14 protein-coding genes are annotated in these 14274 nt (G+C 62.7%); 7 read left to right on the top strand and 7 right to left on the bottom strand.

The window, feature by feature from the left end:
• The first annotated feature begins 70 nt into the window (after positions 1–70).
• The 3 genes from JZ00_RS02115 to JZ00_RS02125 all read left to right on the top strand — a co-directional run bounded on the left by JZ00_RS02115 (position 71) and on the right by JZ00_RS02125 (position 3508).
• Positions 71–1021, top strand: coding sequence for a TAXI family TRAP transporter solute-binding subunit (locus tag JZ00_RS02115; protein ID WP_039592924.1), 951 nt, complete (start codon positions 71–73; stop codon positions 1019–1021).
• Positions 1022–1100: 79 nt separating this feature from the next.
• Positions 1101–3128 (top strand): TRAP transporter permease, encoded by a 2028-nt coding sequence (locus JZ00_RS02120; protein ID WP_039592923.1) that lies wholly within the window; start codon positions 1101–1103, stop codon positions 3126–3128.
• Entirely contained in the window at positions 3125–3508 is a 384-nt protein-coding gene (locus tag JZ00_RS02125) for a DUF1850 domain-containing protein (protein ID WP_039592922.1), read from the top strand. Before JZ00_RS02120 ends, JZ00_RS02125 begins: the two co-directional genes overlap by 4 nt.
• A 222-nt stretch (positions 3509–3730) precedes the next feature.
• On the opposite strand, the gene JZ00_RS02130 is transcribed toward JZ00_RS02125, so the two are convergent.
• Both JZ00_RS02130 and JZ00_RS02135 read right to left on the bottom strand, forming a co-directional pair.
• Positions 3731–4819 (bottom strand): SMP-30/gluconolactonase/LRE family protein, encoded by a 1089-nt coding sequence (locus JZ00_RS02130; protein WP_039592921.1) that lies wholly within the window; start codon positions 4817–4819, stop codon positions 3731–3733.
• Between the two features lie 89 nt (positions 4820–4908).
• Positions 4909–6039 carry a sensor histidine kinase gene (locus JZ00_RS02135; RefSeq protein ID WP_039592920.1) on the bottom strand — a complete coding sequence of 377 codons (1131 nt, stop codon included), beginning with the start codon at positions 6037–6039 and terminating at the stop codon, positions 4909–4911.
• A 327-nt stretch (positions 6040–6366) separates the two neighbouring features.
• Here JZ00_RS02135 and JZ00_RS02140 point away from each other — a divergent pair, with 327 nt between their 5' ends.
• Entirely contained in the window at positions 6367–7332 is a 966-nt protein-coding gene (locus JZ00_RS02140; protein ID WP_039592919.1) for an EamA family transporter, read from the top strand.
• Positions 7333–7525: 193 nt separating this feature from the next.
• On the top strand, positions 7526–8389 hold the full coding sequence (locus tag JZ00_RS02145) for a CAP domain-containing protein (protein ID WP_039592918.1): 864 nt from the start codon (positions 7526–7528) through the stop codon (positions 8387–8389).
• 84 nt (positions 8390–8473) lie between these two features.
• Here the strand turns inward: JZ00_RS02145 and JZ00_RS02150 are convergent, their stop codons facing one another.
• The 4 genes from JZ00_RS02150 to ggt all read right to left on the bottom strand — a co-directional run bounded on the left by JZ00_RS02150 (position 8474) and on the right by ggt (position 12786).
• Positions 8474–9106, bottom strand: coding sequence for a Vgb family protein (locus tag JZ00_RS02150; protein ID WP_039592917.1), 633 nt, complete (start codon positions 9104–9106; stop codon positions 8474–8476).
• A 34-nt stretch (positions 9107–9140) separates the two neighbouring features.
• Positions 9141–10361: a hypothetical protein gene (locus JZ00_RS02155; RefSeq protein WP_039592916.1), complete on the bottom strand. Its 1221-nt coding sequence runs from the start codon at positions 10359–10361 to the stop codon at positions 9141–9143.
• 145 nt (positions 10362–10506) lie between these two features.
• Complete coding sequence (locus tag JZ00_RS02160) at positions 10507–11040, bottom strand: cysteine hydrolase family protein (RefSeq protein ID WP_039592915.1); 534 nt, start codon at positions 11038–11040, stop codon at positions 10507–10509.
• Between the two features lie 18 nt (positions 11041–11058).
• Complete coding sequence (ggt, locus tag JZ00_RS02165; RefSeq protein WP_039592914.1) at positions 11059–12786, bottom strand: gamma-glutamyltransferase; 1728 nt, start codon at positions 12784–12786, stop codon at positions 11059–11061.
• A gap of 132 nt (positions 12787–12918) precedes the next feature.
• Here ggt and JZ00_RS02170 point away from each other — a divergent pair, with 132 nt between their 5' ends.
• A complete protein-coding gene (locus JZ00_RS02170) occupies positions 12919–13350 on the top strand; it encodes a GNAT family N-acetyltransferase (RefSeq protein WP_039592913.1) in 432 nt (143 codons plus the stop codon).
• Between the two features lie 28 nt (positions 13351–13378).
• Here the strand turns inward: JZ00_RS02170 and JZ00_RS02175 are convergent, their stop codons facing one another.
• Positions 13379–13729 carry a hypothetical protein gene (locus JZ00_RS02175; protein ID WP_039592912.1) on the bottom strand — a complete coding sequence of 117 codons (351 nt, stop codon included), beginning with the start codon at positions 13727–13729 and terminating at the stop codon, positions 13379–13381.
• A gap of 132 nt (positions 13730–13861) precedes the next feature.
• On the opposite strand from JZ00_RS02175, the gene JZ00_RS02180 reads away from it, so the two are divergent.
• Positions 13862–14197: a DUF6388 family protein gene (locus tag JZ00_RS02180; RefSeq protein WP_039592911.1), complete on the top strand. Its 336-nt coding sequence runs from the start codon at positions 13862–13864 to the stop codon at positions 14195–14197.
• Positions 14198–14274 lie beyond the last annotated feature (77 nt).

Genomic DNA, 14274 nt, shown 5'->3' on the forward strand with positions numbered 1-14274 from the left:
CGCCATCAAGCCCGTTTCGACTACAGTGGAAAGACTCTGCATAAAGCCATAACAAGACGGAGAGTTCCCAATGCGAGTCAACAAGCGCTTCACCCTCCTGGCCGCCGCTGCAGCGTTGGCGGTCACCACCACCGCTTACGCGGCCCCGGTGTACATCAACATCCTGACCGGCGGCACCAGCGGTGTGTATTACCCCATCGGCGTCGGGCTTTCACAGATCTACAGCAGCGGCATCCAGGATTCCAAGACATCGGTGCAGGCCACCAAGGCGTCGGTGGAAAACCTCAACCTGCTGCAAGCCGGGCGCGGGGAGCTGGCGCTGGCCCTGGGAGACTCGGTGGCCGATGCGAAAAACGGCGTGGAGGACGCCGGTTTCAAGGCGCCGCTGACCAAATTGCGGGCGATTGCCGGGGCCTACCCCAATTACATCCAGATCGTCGCCAGCCAGGAATCGGGGATCAAGACCCTGGCCGACCTCAAGGGCAAGACCGTTTCCGTCGGCGCGGCGAAATCCGGCACCGAACTCAACGCCCGGGCGATCTTCAAGGCCGCCGGCCTGAGCTACAGCGACATGAAGGTCCAATACCTGCCGTTCGCCGAGTCGGTGGACTTGATCAAGAACCGGCAACTGGACGCCACCCTGCAATCCTCCGGCCTTGGCATGGCGGCGATTCGTGACCTGGCGTCGACCATGGCGTTGAGCTACGTGTCGATTCCCACCGACGTGGTGGCAAAGATCGGCAACCCGGCCTACCAGAGCGCCATGATTCCCGCCAACACCTACGATGGCCAGGCCGACGCCGTGCCCACCGTCGCCATCACCAATATCCTGGTAACCCGCGCGGACGTCCCGGACGAAGTGGCCTATCAGATGACCAAGCTGCTGTTCGACAACCTCACCCGCCTGGGCACCTCCCACTCGGCGGCCAAGGACATCTCGCTGAAAAACGCCGCGAAAAACCTGCCGATCGCCCTGCACCCCGGTGCCGAGCGTTACTACAAGGAAGTGGGCGCGCTGTAGCCCCAGGCACTGCAACGGCGCGCGTCGCCGTTGCAGCAACGCGTTTGACCTTCGCACGTCGACAACAGGCAGGCATTTCATGAGTGAAGACCAGCACGGCATCGCCACGGACCCGCGGGACTGGCCCAAGACGCTGTTCTACGTGGCGTTGCTGTTTTCCATATTCCAGATCATCACGGCGGCCTTCTCACCCGTGTCCAGCATCGTGCTGCGGGCGGTGCATGTGGGCTTTTTGCTGTGGGTGGTGTTTTTGAGCTACCCGGCCCATGGCAAGCAACGGCCCTGGCAGCCCCTGGCCTGGGTGTTGGGACTGGCGGGGATGGCGACGGCGGCCTATCAATGGGTGTTCGAGGCCGACCTGATCCAGCGCTCAGGCGACTTGACGACCGCCGACATGGTGATCGGCGTCGTCCTGATCGTGCTGGTGTTCGAGGCGGCACGGCGTGTGATGGGCATCGCCTTGCCGATCATCTGCGGCTTGTTCCTGGCCTATGGCCTGTTCGGCGAACACCTGCCAGGCGACCTGGCCCATCGCGGCTACGGCGTCGATCAAATCATCAATCAATTGTCGTTCGGCACCGAAGGGCTGTACGGCACGCCGACCTACGTTTCGGCCACTTATATCTTCCTGTTCATCCTGTTCGGCGCCTTCCTGGAAAAGGCCGGCATGATCAAGCTGTTCACCGATTTCGCCATGGGCCTGTTCGGTCACAAGCTGGGCGGTCCGGCGAAGGTGTCCGTGGTGTCATCGGCGCTGATGGGCACCATCACCGGCTCGGGCATTGCCAACGTGGTGACGACCGGGCAGTTCACCATTCCGCTGATGAAACGCTTTGGCTACAAGGCCGCATTCGCTGGCGGCGTGGAAGCGACGTCAAGCATGGGCAGCCAGATCATGCCGCCGGTGATGGGCGCGGTGGCGTTCATCATGGCCGAGACCATCAACGTGCCGTTCGTGGAAATCGCCAAGGCCGCGCTGATACCCGCGTGCCTGTATTTCGGTTCGGTGTTCTGGATGGTTCACCTGGAAGCCAAGCGATCCGACCTCAAGGGCCTGCCTAAAGACCAGTGCCCGAGTGCCTGGGCTGCGGTCAAGGAGAGCTGGTTCCTGCTGATCCCCCTTGGGGTGCTGGTGTACTTGCTGTTTTCCGGTCGCACGCCGCTGTTCTCCGGCATGGTCGGGCTGGCGCTGACGGCCATTGTGATCCTCGGCTCGGCGATCATTCTCAAAGTCTCGAACTATGCCTTGCGCTGCGCATTCTGGGTTGCGCTGGGCATTCTTTGCGTCGGGTTCTTCCGGCTGGGTATCGGTGTCGTATTTGCGGTGATCGGCCTGCTGGTGGTGGCGTGCTGGTTCATGAAAGGCACCCGGGAAACCCTGGTCATTTGCTTGCACGCCTTGGTCGATGGCGCCCGGCACGCCGTTCCGGTGGGGATCGCCTGCGCCTTGGTCGGCACCATCATCGCGGTGGTTTCGCTGACGGGCGTGGCGTCCACGTTCGCCGGCTATATCCTGGCGATCGGCAAGGACAACCTGTTCCTGTCACTGCTCCTGACCATGCTCACCTGCCTGGTGCTGGGCATGGGCATCCCGACCATCCCGAACTACATCATCACCAGTTCGATTGCCGCGCCCGCCTTGCTGGAACTGGGCGTGCCGCTGATCGTGTCGCACATGTTCGTGTTCTATTTCGGCATCCTCGCCGACCTGACCCCGCCGGTCGCCCTGGCCTGCTTCGCCGCCGCGCCCATCGCCCGGGAGAGCGGCCTGAAGATCAGCTTCTGGGCGGTGCGCATCGCCCTCGCCGGCTTCGTCATTCCGTTCATGACGGTATACAACCCGGCGCTGATGCTCCAGGGCGACAATCTTTGGATGACCGCCTACATGTTGGTCAAGACGCTGTTGGCGGTGGGCCTGTGGGGCATGGCGTCCACCGGTTACCTGCAGCAGAAAATGCCGGTTTGGGAGCGCCTGATGTGTTTTGCCGCTGGTGCGATGCTGGTGGTTGCCCTGCCCTTGACCGATGAGATCGGCTTCGTCCTGGGTGCGCTGATGATCGGGCAGCACCTCTGGCGTGCGCGGCGCGTCGGGCGAGCCTTGGCGTGATTGGCTTGTGCCTGGGCCTGTCCGGCGTGGTCTGGGCACAACTTCAACTCAGCGAGTTTACGCTGGCCTGGAACCACACCATCGAAAAGGTCCGCTGGGAAGAAGACTATCGGGTCACCGAAACGGGCTTGATCCTGGGTGAAGCCAGGATCAAGGGCAACGGCGCCGGCATGGAAATTCCCGAAGGCGCACGATTGGAGCACGGCAGCTGGCGCTACCATCGCTCGCTGCCGCCATTGCAACCGTTGAAGCTCGGCCGCACACCCCAGGCCGGTGATTACCAGCTGTGTGATGGCGGCCATTGCGAGCCGATGGCCCATTGGCTGGGGCCGCCCTCCGCACAGCAACCGGCCGTGGAATTGTGGAGCTGCCCGCTATGACGCTCATTCAGCGCTGATGGAGCGCCACGCCGCTTGGGCCAGTAGTTCCCGATGAACCTTGGATGCTCACGGCGCAGATCACCATGAACGTGAAGTTGGGCTGAAGTCGAGGGCGTCCAGGACGCCCTCTGTCCAATGACTGTATGAAAATATCGTGGCGAGGGGTTTCATTCCCTCGCCACAAAACAGGTGCTCGACTCACTGAGAGACGTTGCTCTTTGGTCAGGCGAATGTAGCCCCTCGGGTATTCACGAACAGCGAGTACAAGGAGTGGCTACCGGCCATGAACAGCCGGTTGCCCTCCCTGCCGCCAAAGCAGACGTTGGGACAACGCTCCGGCAACGAGATGTGCCCGATGGCCTTGCCCTCGGGGTTGAACACCCGAACGCCGTCGAGTTTTTCCAGGTCGGCCTTGGGGTCGCCGTTCCCGCCCCAACCGCACCAGAGGTTGCCGCTCTCGTCGCACTTGATCCCGTCGATGGCCGCGTAGTCCAGCCCTTCGATGTGCTTGCGGCGCTCGCCCAGGGTGCCGTCGTCCTTGACGGTGATCGCCCAGACCAGACGGTTGGGCTTGGCCCGGCCTTCGACCACGTAGAGGATTTTTTCATCCGGTGAAAAGCACAGGCCGTTCGGCCCAGCGAGATCGTCGATCACCCGGCTGAGCTTGCCGGTCTCGCCGTCGATGCGGTACACCGCGTGGGGCTGCGCCGGGGTGACTTTGTGGCCTTCATAATTGTTGCCGGTCTGGAACGGTGGGTCGGTGAACCAGATCGAGCCATCCCGTTTGCAGACGATGTCGTTGGGCGAGTTCAACGGCTTGCCGTCGAAACTGTCGGCCAGCACGGTGATCGTGCCGTTGTGTTCGGTACGGGTAATGCGTCGCCCTTCGGTCGATGTGGTCGAGCCTTCGCAGACCAGCAACCGCCCCTGGCGATCGCGGCACATGCCGTTGGAGAAATTGGAGTTCTCGCGGTACACCGACAAGCCACCGGTGACTTCGTCCCAACGCACGATGCGGTTGTTGGGGATGTCACTGACCAGCAGATAGCGACCGTCGCCGATCCATACCGGCCCTTCCGCCCACCGCAAGCCGCTGGCGAGCTTCTCGACGCTGGCGTTGAAGATGCGCAAGTCCATGAAGCTGGGGTCGAGGATATTGACCAGGGGGTCTGGATAGCGCTGGCTCAGAGGTTCGGCCTGGGCCAGCCCGGGCAGGTTTCCAAGTGTCGCGGCGGCGGCCGAGACCACCAGGGATTTTTTCAGGAAGATCCGGCGCCCCTGATCGGCGGTTGCAGGTTGCGAAGCATCCATCGTACGTCTCCGTTAATTATTATTGGACGGGGACGTTTGTTTTACTCTCTGATAGGACATCGTACAAGTAGGATTCTCACCCGCGCCTGTCACTCGGGATGGAGCGGGATTCGAACGGTGAACGTGGTACCTCCGCGCGCCTTCGAGTGCACTTCGATAGTCCCCTGGTGAGCCGCCACGATCGCCGAGGCGATGTAAAGACCCAGCCCCAGCCCGGCCGTAGGGCCGTATTGCTGGTCGCCACTGCGCAGTTGGCGGATCAAGGGATTGAAGATGCTCGCGATGGCGTCCTTCGAGATGGGCTTGCCCTGGTTGTTGATCGCGATGACGGCGTCATCCTCTTCACGGCTAAGCGATACAGTGATTGGCGCGCCCTCTGCGCCATGCTGGACGGCGTTGCCGATCAGGTTGGAAAAAACCTGCTCCATCCGCGCCGGATCGAACAGCCCTTCGAGCGGACCGTGGGGCTCGAAAAGGATCCTGCTTTCAGGATGATAGGCCCGCGCCTCCTCCACCATGCCTTCGCACGCGGCGACCAGGTCGCCGTTGAAGCGCTGCACCGGTATGCCTGAGCCCAGCTGGGTACGGGTGAAGTCCAGCAGGTCGCCGACAATCTTGTTGGCCCGTTTGACGCTCGTATAGATGCGCGAGGAAATCTTGGTGGCCTTGGCGGGCAGATCGCCCGCCCGCAGGAGCACTTCGGAACTCAGCAGGATCGCGCCCAACGGGCTGCGCAGGTCATGTCCCAGAATCCCCAGGAAGATATTGCGCGCCGCATCGACAGCGCCTGAGTAACTGACCACCGATTCCGCCAAGGCCTGGTCGACGGCCTCGTTGAAGCGGATCACATCCGACATCGCCTGCGCCTGGTCCAACTGGGCATGGGGCATCCACAACATCAGCACGCTGGTGCGCAACGCGCGGTACTCCGAGACCATCTGCTCCACGGTGAAACCGGAGGACTGACGAATGACGGCATGGGTCTCTGCCGCCGTCTCGGCTTCTGCCGCCGGCGCTTCGCCCTGGGATTTGGCGATCTGCTCCTCAGCTGTCTGAGAGGTGCGCAGGTCGACGGCGATGGTTCGCAGCATCTGCTCGGCATGGTCACGCAGAGCAATCGAATCCATGCCGATGGAAGCCGGCGTAATAGTCCTGGCGAAGTCCTCCCAGGCCTGGAGGATCGGTTCGATGTTGTCGACAATGAAATCAGCCAGGCGCATGGGTTGCTCCGCAGGAAACTCAGGGGGGATCGGTGCCGGAAACAACACAGCGTTGAGGTTGTTGTACAGCAAATCGTCGGGGCGTGTGTGCCTGTCTGGAATTGATTGGGCTAGTGGAGCTGACGACTGCTTCGCAGCCGAGCGGGAGCAAGCTCCCTTGCCACAAGGGTCTGCGAACATCTGCCAAGAACTGCTCGAGCGCAGACCAATGGCTTGTCTCCCTCGGCTTGATCCGGTACAAAGCCCGATGTTGTACGACAACCTATAACTACTAAATCAACCACCGAAGCCTCGCTGCAGCGGTGGTACATCTTTGAGATTCCTGCCATGACCCGCTCCATCGCCGCATCCGATGCTCCCATTCCTTTCCCACGCCCCATCGCCGTGCTCATTCTGCTTTGCATGGGCTGCGCCTTCGCGGGCAACCATGTCGCCGCGCGGGCGGCGTTCGATGACGGTGCCGGGGTGTTGCTGGCGATCCTGCTGCGCTCGGGCGGGACGTTGCTGGTATTGGCGGCGATGGTGTTGTGGCAACGCCAGAGCTTGCGACTGCCGCCCGGCGCCTGGCGCTGGCAATTGGCGTTAGGCCTGCTGATCGGCGCCCAAAGCCTGTGCTTGTATTCCGCCGTGGCGCGGGTGCCGGTGGCGCTGGCCCTGCTGGTGGGCAACGTATTCCCGATCCTCTTGGCCCTGTTGACCTGGGCCCTCGGCGGCCCGCGCCCCACTGCTCGTACCGCAACGCTGATGGGCATGATCCTGGTGGGCCTGGTATTCGTGCTGGAAGTGCCGACGCGGTTGGCGTCCCAGGCGGATGTCGGCCCGCAATGGCTGCTGGGGGTTGGCCTGGCCTTTTGCGCCGCGTGCGTCTTCGCATGCGCCTTGTGGATCACCGACCACAAGTTGTCCCAAGTGCGCGGTTCGGTGCGCAGCCTGCTAACGATTTTCATTGTGTTCAGCAGCGTCAACCTCGCCGGCCTGACCGGCGCCCTGCCCGGAGGCCTTGACTTCCCCGCGAGCAGCACCGGCTGGTTCGCGCTAGCCACCCTGATGGTGCTTTATGGCACTGGCTTCATCGTCTTGTTCATGTGCGTGCCGCGCTTGGATATGCCGCGCAACGCCCCGGTGATGAACATCGAACCATTGGCGACCTTGCTGATCGGCTGGCTGGTGCTGGACCAGATGCTCAACCCGGGCCAAATCCTCGGCGGCGCGATCGTGGTGGCCGGCATCGTGTTGCTGACCTGGCGCAAGGTAGAGCGGGTCAAGGCGCCGGTGGCTGAAGCCGCAAAGTGATCAAGCGCAAATATTATTGTGGCAAGGGTATTTATCCCCTCGCCACAGGGGCTGTGTGAACTGAGGATTAATGTCCTCAACCTCTGAAACTAGTGCCAAAACCCGCAGTCCTACCCCAGCCCTGAAAAACACATCCAGGGCTGACCGGCGCCGTTCTGGCGTCAAGGCAATTTCCTCCCGAGCCGTTCGTCCCATGCGCCATCCTGTTCGCTCTCGCCGTTTCGCTTCGCTGTGCCTCACGATCCTGTCTTCTCTCCTCGCCAGCCCGGCCCATGCCCGGGGTGAAGGGCAACTGGTGAGCGCTATCAACGATTACCGCAGCCAGTCCCAACGGTGCGACTGGCGAAAGTCGCGCGCCGCGCCACCTTTGGTACTGCGCTCGAACCTGGCGTTGCCGATCGGTTTTCGTGGCGGACTGCGCGACGCACTGAAGGAGGTTGGCTACCAAGCCCGCGAGGTGCGCAGCATTCGCCTGACCGATGCACGGGACGCCGACGAAGCGATGGAAATGCTCGCAGACGAGCATTGCGCGGCGCTGCTGGACAATCGGTACGCTGATATCGGCATCAATCGGGTCGGTGACGAGTGGCGCGTGGTGTTGGCACAACCCATAGGGGGCGGCATGCGAGTGAGCGATGCGGGTGCGCCGGACAAGACGTTGCTGGCGCAGGTCAACGCCGCCAGGGCCAAGCCGCGGATGTGTGGACGCCAGCGCTTTGCCGCGGCTCGCCCATTGAGCTGGAACGCCGCACTGGGATCAGCCGCTCTCGGGCATAGCCGGGCCATGGCCCGTGGCAATTATTTCGCCCATCGCGACCCGGACGGTCGCTCCACGTCCGATCGAGCCAGGAGCGCCGGCTTTCGCGGACATAAGCTGGGCGAGAACATCGCCGCCGGACAACGCTCGCCGAGCCAGGCCATGGGCGACTGGCTCGCCAGCCCGGGACATTGCGCGAACCTGATGAACCCGATGTTCACCCAGATGGGCGCCGCGTCCGCCAGCGATTCGCGAAGTGACGCGGGGGTTTACTGGACGATGGTGCTTGGCGCGCCTTGAGGCAATAGGTGGAGCTTATTGTGGCGAGGGGCTTTATCCCCTCGCCACAAATGCGGTATTTCAGAGACTAAACTCGGCCTGCCCTCAAACCGGCCGACGCACCGCCCTCACCTTCCCGCTGCCGCCCCCGCCACAAAAAAACCGATCCGCGCCATCGGATTCGAGCCCCGACACGCCGATCCCCGGCGGCATCGTCACGCTTTCCAGTACTTGCGCCGTTTGCGGATCGATGCGCCGCAGGTCGCTTTCATCCTCTTCCCAAGTGCCATGCCACAGTTCGCCATCGACCCAGGTCACGCCCGTGACGAAGCGATTGGATTCGATCGTGCGCAGAACCTTGCCGTCGGAGGGATCGATCTGCAGGATCTTGCGCGCCTTGTACTGACCGACCCAGAGCGATCCTTCGGCCCAAGCCAGGCCTGAATCGTCACCACTGTTGGGCGCCGGGATCGTCGCCACTACCTGGCCGGTGCGCGGATCGATCTTGCGGATGCTGTCGCCGGCAATCTGGAACAGATGCCGACCGTCGAACGCGGTGCCAGCGTTCGCTGGAACATCAAGGGAATGCACGGTCTGGCCACTGGCGGGATCGAGGGCGTGCAGCTTTTCGCCCGAGGCGAACCAGACGTGCTCGCCGTCATGACTCACGCCGTGCACGCAATCGACGCCCGAGAACGGACCATATTCGCGCAGGATCTGTGCTTCTGAACGTTTCATCTCACATCGCCTCATCGGTGGGTGTGATTGCATGCTAACCATCGAACGGCAGCGCGGTGAGTAACAATACCGTCGCGAATCCAGGCATCGGTGGCGCCGTCCAGCGGCGGGCCCTTGCACGACCGAACGACTGCGCCTTGCCGCGAGCCGCGAGGACTTCCAAGGCTCGTTGCACACTGCGCTGGCTGGTGCCCAAGGCCAGCGCGAGGGCCGAGCTGGACCAGGCCTCTCCGTCCGCCAACAGCGCCAGCACCGCCCCGTAGGGTTCCTCGACGACATGCGCCAGGACCACAACCTCGCCCGCATGATGCGGCACCAACCTGAAACCGTGCCGGGTGGCGACCAGGTCAGCCATTGGACGCAACGCGGCCCGCAACCGCCCCATCTCGACGCGCAACCGGGCGCGATGGGACTCATCCGTCAATTGCAAGCCAAAGGCCTGGGCCATGAGCACGTCCCGCGGCGCATCGCCAGGCCAGGCTTGGGCCAGTTCGCGGGCCAGGGCAAACAATACCGGACGCCTGGCCAGGGCGACCTGGACGCCAGCGCAACTGACGCCATATCGGCAGGCGTCCACCACCAGCGCCGAGCCGGCCAGCAGGGCTTGCACGTCTTCGAGCACCAGCAAACGCTCTTCGCCTCGGGCGATCAGCCGCGCTGCGGGCGTCAGCAGCATCCGCCAGGCACTGTCGATTTCGCCGTCCAACGCGCCGATCTCTGCTTGCCGCGCGGCTTGCCTGGCTCTTTCCAAGGCTCCCCGGGCGATTTGCGCTTGCAGTCGCCGCATGGCAATCCCGGCGGCCACCAACTCGCAGGCCGCCCGGGACGCCAAAGGCAACCCGGCAAGGTCCAGTTCGATGAGCTTGAGCTCGGCCTCGTCGAGCCGGCCAATCAGCAACAACCGGCGGATTTCGATGGTCCGCGCATGGCCGGCGTTCGCCCGGTCGCCCTGGGTTTCGAGCTCCGCCCGGGCAGCGTCGAGGCGCTTCATCGGCCAAGCCAGGTCACGGGAGGCCAGGGCAATTTCAGCCTCGGCCACGACACACCGCGCCCGTGCCATGGGCTCCTTGGGGCCGAAGGCCGAAGCGGCCCGACGCATCAGGCCCCGGGCTTTCTCCAGGTCCCCCAACTGCGCCATGGCAATGCCGCGAAGCGCGAGGGCCGGCGCATCGTTGCGCAAGGCGACACGATTGAGCGCGGCCACCGGGTCCCCCGCCGCCAATGCGTGCGCCGCCGTGGTGATGTCACGGTCCATGAAAGATGACCTTTAATGTCGAGGTAGCGTGCTCCCGCTGGGACGGTTCGACGCTTCGGGCGCAGCCGCCCCCAAAAACTTTGTGAGCGCTACGCACTCAAGCGCGAGCAAGCTCCCTCGCCACGGGTTAGTCCTTGCGCATCGGCTACAGGCGGATCTTGGCCGCTGGCGTCACATCGATCCGCGACACCGCACTGCTCAGCCGCCCGAGTCGATGGTTGTGATTGGCAATGATCTGCTCGGCCGACAGGCTACCGTTGTTTACCGTCGAGTGGGCGTCGGCGGCCAGGACCACTTCGTACCCCAGGGCATGGGCCTGGCGCACGGTCGCGTTGATGCAATAGTCCGTTTGCAGCCCGCAGATCACCACGCGATCGATGCTCCGGGCTTGCAGCAGCGCCAGCAGGCCGGTCTGGTAGAACGCGTCCGGGGTGGTCTTGCGCACGCGTAAGTCATCCACTCCGGTGAGCAAGCCGTCGGCCAACTGCCAGGCGGCGCTGCCATGTGCCAGCGAGCCGTCCAGCTCTTCATGCTGGATAAGGATCACCGGCAACCCGACAGCCCGGGCCCTGGCGCTGAGGTCGTTGATGGTCTGGACCAGGCGTTGGCTGTCGAAGCATTCCTCCTCCCCGGCACACAGCCCCTCCTGGACATCGATGATCAGCAATGCGGTGATCATATTCGCCTCTTCGAATGGTCAGTAGCCCAACGACAACCCGGTGTTGCGGCGTGGATCGTTAGCGCCGTAGAAGCGGTTCTTGCCCACCGGCTTGCCGCCCAATGACGGCGCGCCCACCAGGATCGCGGCAATGTGGTTCGGGTCCTGTGGGCCGGCAAACTTATGGCCCCAGCTCTCCAGCAACTTCAGGGTATCGGGGCTGGCGGCGAAGGTCTCCAGGTTGGTCTCTTCCGGCATCCACTGTTGATGGAAGCGCGGCGCATCGACGGCTTCCTGCAGGTTCATGCCGTAGTCGATCACATTGAGGATGGTCAGCAAGGTCGCCGTGATGATGCGGCTGCCGCCCGGCGTGCCGACCACCATGACGGTCTTGCCGTCCTTGGTGACGATGGTCGGGCTCATGGATGAGAGCGGCGCCTTGCCCGGCGCGATGGCGTTGGCTTCGCCCTGCACCAGGCCATACATGTTGGGCACGCCGACCTTGGCGGTGAAGTCATCCATTTCATCATTGAGGATCACCCCGGTCTTGCTCGCCATCACGCCGGCGCCGAACCAGTCGTTGAGGGTGTAGGTGACGGAAACGGCGTTGCCCCATTGGTCGACGATCGAATAATGCGTGGTGTTGCTGCCCTCATGGGGCGCCACGCCGGGTTTGATCTTTTGCGAGTCGCCGGCTTTTTGCGGCTCGATCGCGGCGCGCAGCTTTGCCGCGTAGTTCTTGTCCAGCAAATGGTCGATGGGGTTCTGCACGAAGTCCGGGTCGCCCAGGTAGCTGTTGCGGTCGACATAGGCGTGACGCATGGCTTCGATCTGGTAGTGCATGCCCTGGGCCGAATGGAAACCCAGGTCTTTCATCGGGTAGCCGTCGAGGATGTTCATGATCTGGCACAGCACTACGCCGCCAGAACTGGGTGGCGGCGCGGAGATGATGTGATAGCCACGATAATCGCATTCCACCGGCGCCAGCTCGCGGGTCTTGTACTTGTCCAGGTCCGCCTGGGTGATGATGCCTTTGTTGGCCTGGCTGGAAGTCACCAGCGCATCGGCCACCCAGCCTTTATAGAAGCCATCGGCGCCCTTGGCGGAGATTTCCCGCAGCGTCTTGGCGAGGTCTTTTTGCACCAGTTTCTGGCCGACCTGCATAGGCTCGCCGTTATGAAGGAAGATCGCGCCGGAATCACGCGCATCCTTCTTGAAGACATCCGTGGCGGTTTCCAGCAGTTCCACATCGCCCTGCTCCAGGACAAAACCGTCTTCGGCGAATTTGATCGCCGGCGCGATCAATTCCGCCCGGGGTTTGCTGCCATATTTCTTCAACGCCAGTTCCATGCCGGACACGGTGCCGGGCACGCCTACTGCCAAATGGCCGCGCGTGCTGAGTTCGGGTATGACGTTGCCGTCCTTGTCCAGGTACATGTCGGCGGTGGCCGCCAGGGGGGCTTTTTCGCGGAAGTCCAGGAAGGTCTTGCGGCCATCGGCCATTTGCAAGGTCATGAAACCACCACCACCGAGGTTACCCGCCGCCGGGTAAACCACCGCCAAGGCATAGCCCACCGCGACCGCCGCATCCACGGCGTTGCCACCGCTCTTGAGCACATCGACGCCGACGTGGGTTGCCAGGTGCTGGGCGGTGACGACCATGCCGTTCTCGGCGGCAACCGGGGCCTGGGACGCGGCGTGGGCAGTCAGACAGTAAAGGGAGAGCGAGGTAGCGATGAGGGTCCGGGCCAGTGATTCGAACTTCATGAGTCGGTCTCTTCTTGTTCTTGAGGGTAGGGATCGCTTCAAAAGCACACAGGAGTATGGCTCGGTTTAAACAATATGCCTGTTTGCTGTAGGCTCGCGTGCTTGATCATCCCTTGCACAAGGACATTGCCGATGACGCTGCGAATCGAACGCACGGACGCTCCAACCGATGAAGAACGCCAAGCCATCGTCGCGCCATTGCGCGCCTACAACGTCGCCCAAGCCGGTGGAAGCGCACCGGAACTGGTCGCCTGGCTGGTGCGTGACGAACACGATGCAATCGTCGGCGGACTGTATGGCCGGGTATTTTTCCGTTGGCTTTATATCGAATTGCTGGTGGTGCCTGAACAAGCGCGCGGCCAGGGCACGGGCTCGAAACTGATGCAAATGGCCGAACAACTGGCCCGGGAGAAGAATTGCGTGGGCATCTGGCTCGATACGTTCGACTTCCAGGCCCCGGATTTCTACCGCAGGCATGGCTTCACCGAATGCGGCCAGATCCATGACTATCCACCAGGGCATCAGCGCTTCTTTTTCCAGAAGCGCCTCGATTCCGAAAGTTGAAACTCACCCCGACATTGGTTCGTGGCGCTCAGAGGCACGTCGCCAACGCCGCCAACCGGCGCTTGGCGACAAAATCATCATGCTTGGCGTAGTAATTCAGCGCCGTGCCCGTGGCACTGGTTTGCAGATCGACAAACGATTCGGCCGAACGGGTGTATACCGTCGAGCCACCTTGCTTGCCGGGCTGCAAGTAAGCGCCGGCATCGACCCCGAACACCGCCTCGTCTTCCCAGGCGAACTTCACGCATTGGGCGACATTCTGCTGGGGCTTGTCCGAGGACAAGGTCTTGTAGGGGGCTTGGGTCCGGGCCTGCTCCATCGCCGAACCCGCGCAGCCGGCCAGCAGGGTCGAGACCACGGCCACCATCAGCATTCGCATTGCATTTCACTCTTCGAAAAAAAGCCGACTGTAGCATTACGCCCCGGGTTGCCGTGCGGCTTTACCGAAATTTGCAGGCGACAACCGCTATCGATTCGCGCAACCTGTCGGCTTATCGACCAAGGAGCAACCATGGCGACAACCGAACAGCAGCACGAACGAGCCCTGCAGATTTTTCTCGACGCACGCCCCCAACTGCGTCACGAACTGGACAACCTCAACCCGCTGCTGGCCCAGGCCAAGGGTGAAACCGCCGCACAATACCGCGCCGAGCGTTTGCACGAAGCGTTCGAAGCCGAGGCCGAACGCGTGGGCTTGTTCGCCTGGGAACTGACGCTGTTGCTGACGACCGCTTCAGCCGAGGACTACCAGGCCCAGCGCATGGAAGTGCACAAGGAAGTGGCGGAGATGGCGGGGTTGGAATGGGAGGAATATTGCGAGCTGTATGGCCTCACAAACCAAGGCTGAGCTCCCCTCGCCACAATGAGTACACCTGGATTCTGTTTTGGAAGGCTCGCAATCGCCCCACCGCCCATAAAGCATTA

It is taken from the genome of Pseudomonas frederiksbergensis, from assembly GCF_000802155.2.
Taxonomy (GTDB): Bacteria; Pseudomonadota; Gammaproteobacteria; order Pseudomonadales; family Pseudomonadaceae; genus Aquipseudomonas; species Aquipseudomonas frederiksbergensis_A.

Bases quoted from the DNA above. Each gene is read 5' to 3' on its own strand.
- JZ00_RS02115 (WP_039592924.1), top strand. From the start codon at position 71: ATGCGAGTCAACAAGCGCTTCACCCTCCTGGCCGCCGCTGCAGCGTTG.
- JZ00_RS02120 (WP_039592923.1), top strand. From the start codon at position 1,101: ATGAGTGAAGACCAGCACGGCATCGCCACGGACCCGCGGGACTGGCCC.
- JZ00_RS02130 (WP_039592921.1), bottom strand. From the start codon at position 4,819: ATGGATGCTTCGCAACCTGCAACCGCCGATCAGGGGCGCCGGATCTTC.
- JZ00_RS02135 (WP_039592920.1), bottom strand. From the start codon at position 6,039: ATGCGCCTGGCTGATTTCATTGTCGACAACATCGAACCGATCCTCCAG.
- JZ00_RS02140 (WP_039592919.1), top strand. From the start codon at position 6,367: ATGACCCGCTCCATCGCCGCATCCGATGCTCCCATTCCTTTCCCACGC.
- JZ00_RS02145 (WP_039592918.1), top strand. From the start codon at position 7,526: ATGCGCCATCCTGTTCGCTCTCGCCGTTTCGCTTCGCTGTGCCTCACG.
- JZ00_RS02150 (WP_039592917.1), bottom strand. From the start codon at position 9,106: ATGAAACGTTCAGAAGCACAGATCCTGCGCGAATATGGTCCGTTCTCG.
- JZ00_RS02155 (WP_039592916.1), bottom strand. From the start codon at position 10,361: ATGGACCGTGACATCACCACGGCGGCGCACGCATTGGCGGCGGGGGAC.
- JZ00_RS02160 (WP_039592915.1), bottom strand. From the start codon at position 11,040: ATGATCACCGCATTGCTGATCATCGATGTCCAGGAGGGGCTGTGTGCC.
- ggt (WP_039592914.1), bottom strand. From the start codon at position 12,786: ATGAAGTTCGAATCACTGGCCCGGACCCTCATCGCTACCTCGCTCTCC.
- JZ00_RS02170 (WP_039592913.1), top strand. From the start codon at position 12,919: ATGACGCTGCGAATCGAACGCACGGACGCTCCAACCGATGAAGAACGC.
- JZ00_RS02175 (WP_039592912.1), bottom strand. From the start codon at position 13,729: ATGCGAATGCTGATGGTGGCCGTGGTCTCGACCCTGCTGGCCGGCTGC.
- JZ00_RS02180 (WP_039592911.1), top strand. From the start codon at position 13,862: ATGGCGACAACCGAACAGCAGCACGAACGAGCCCTGCAGATTTTTCTC.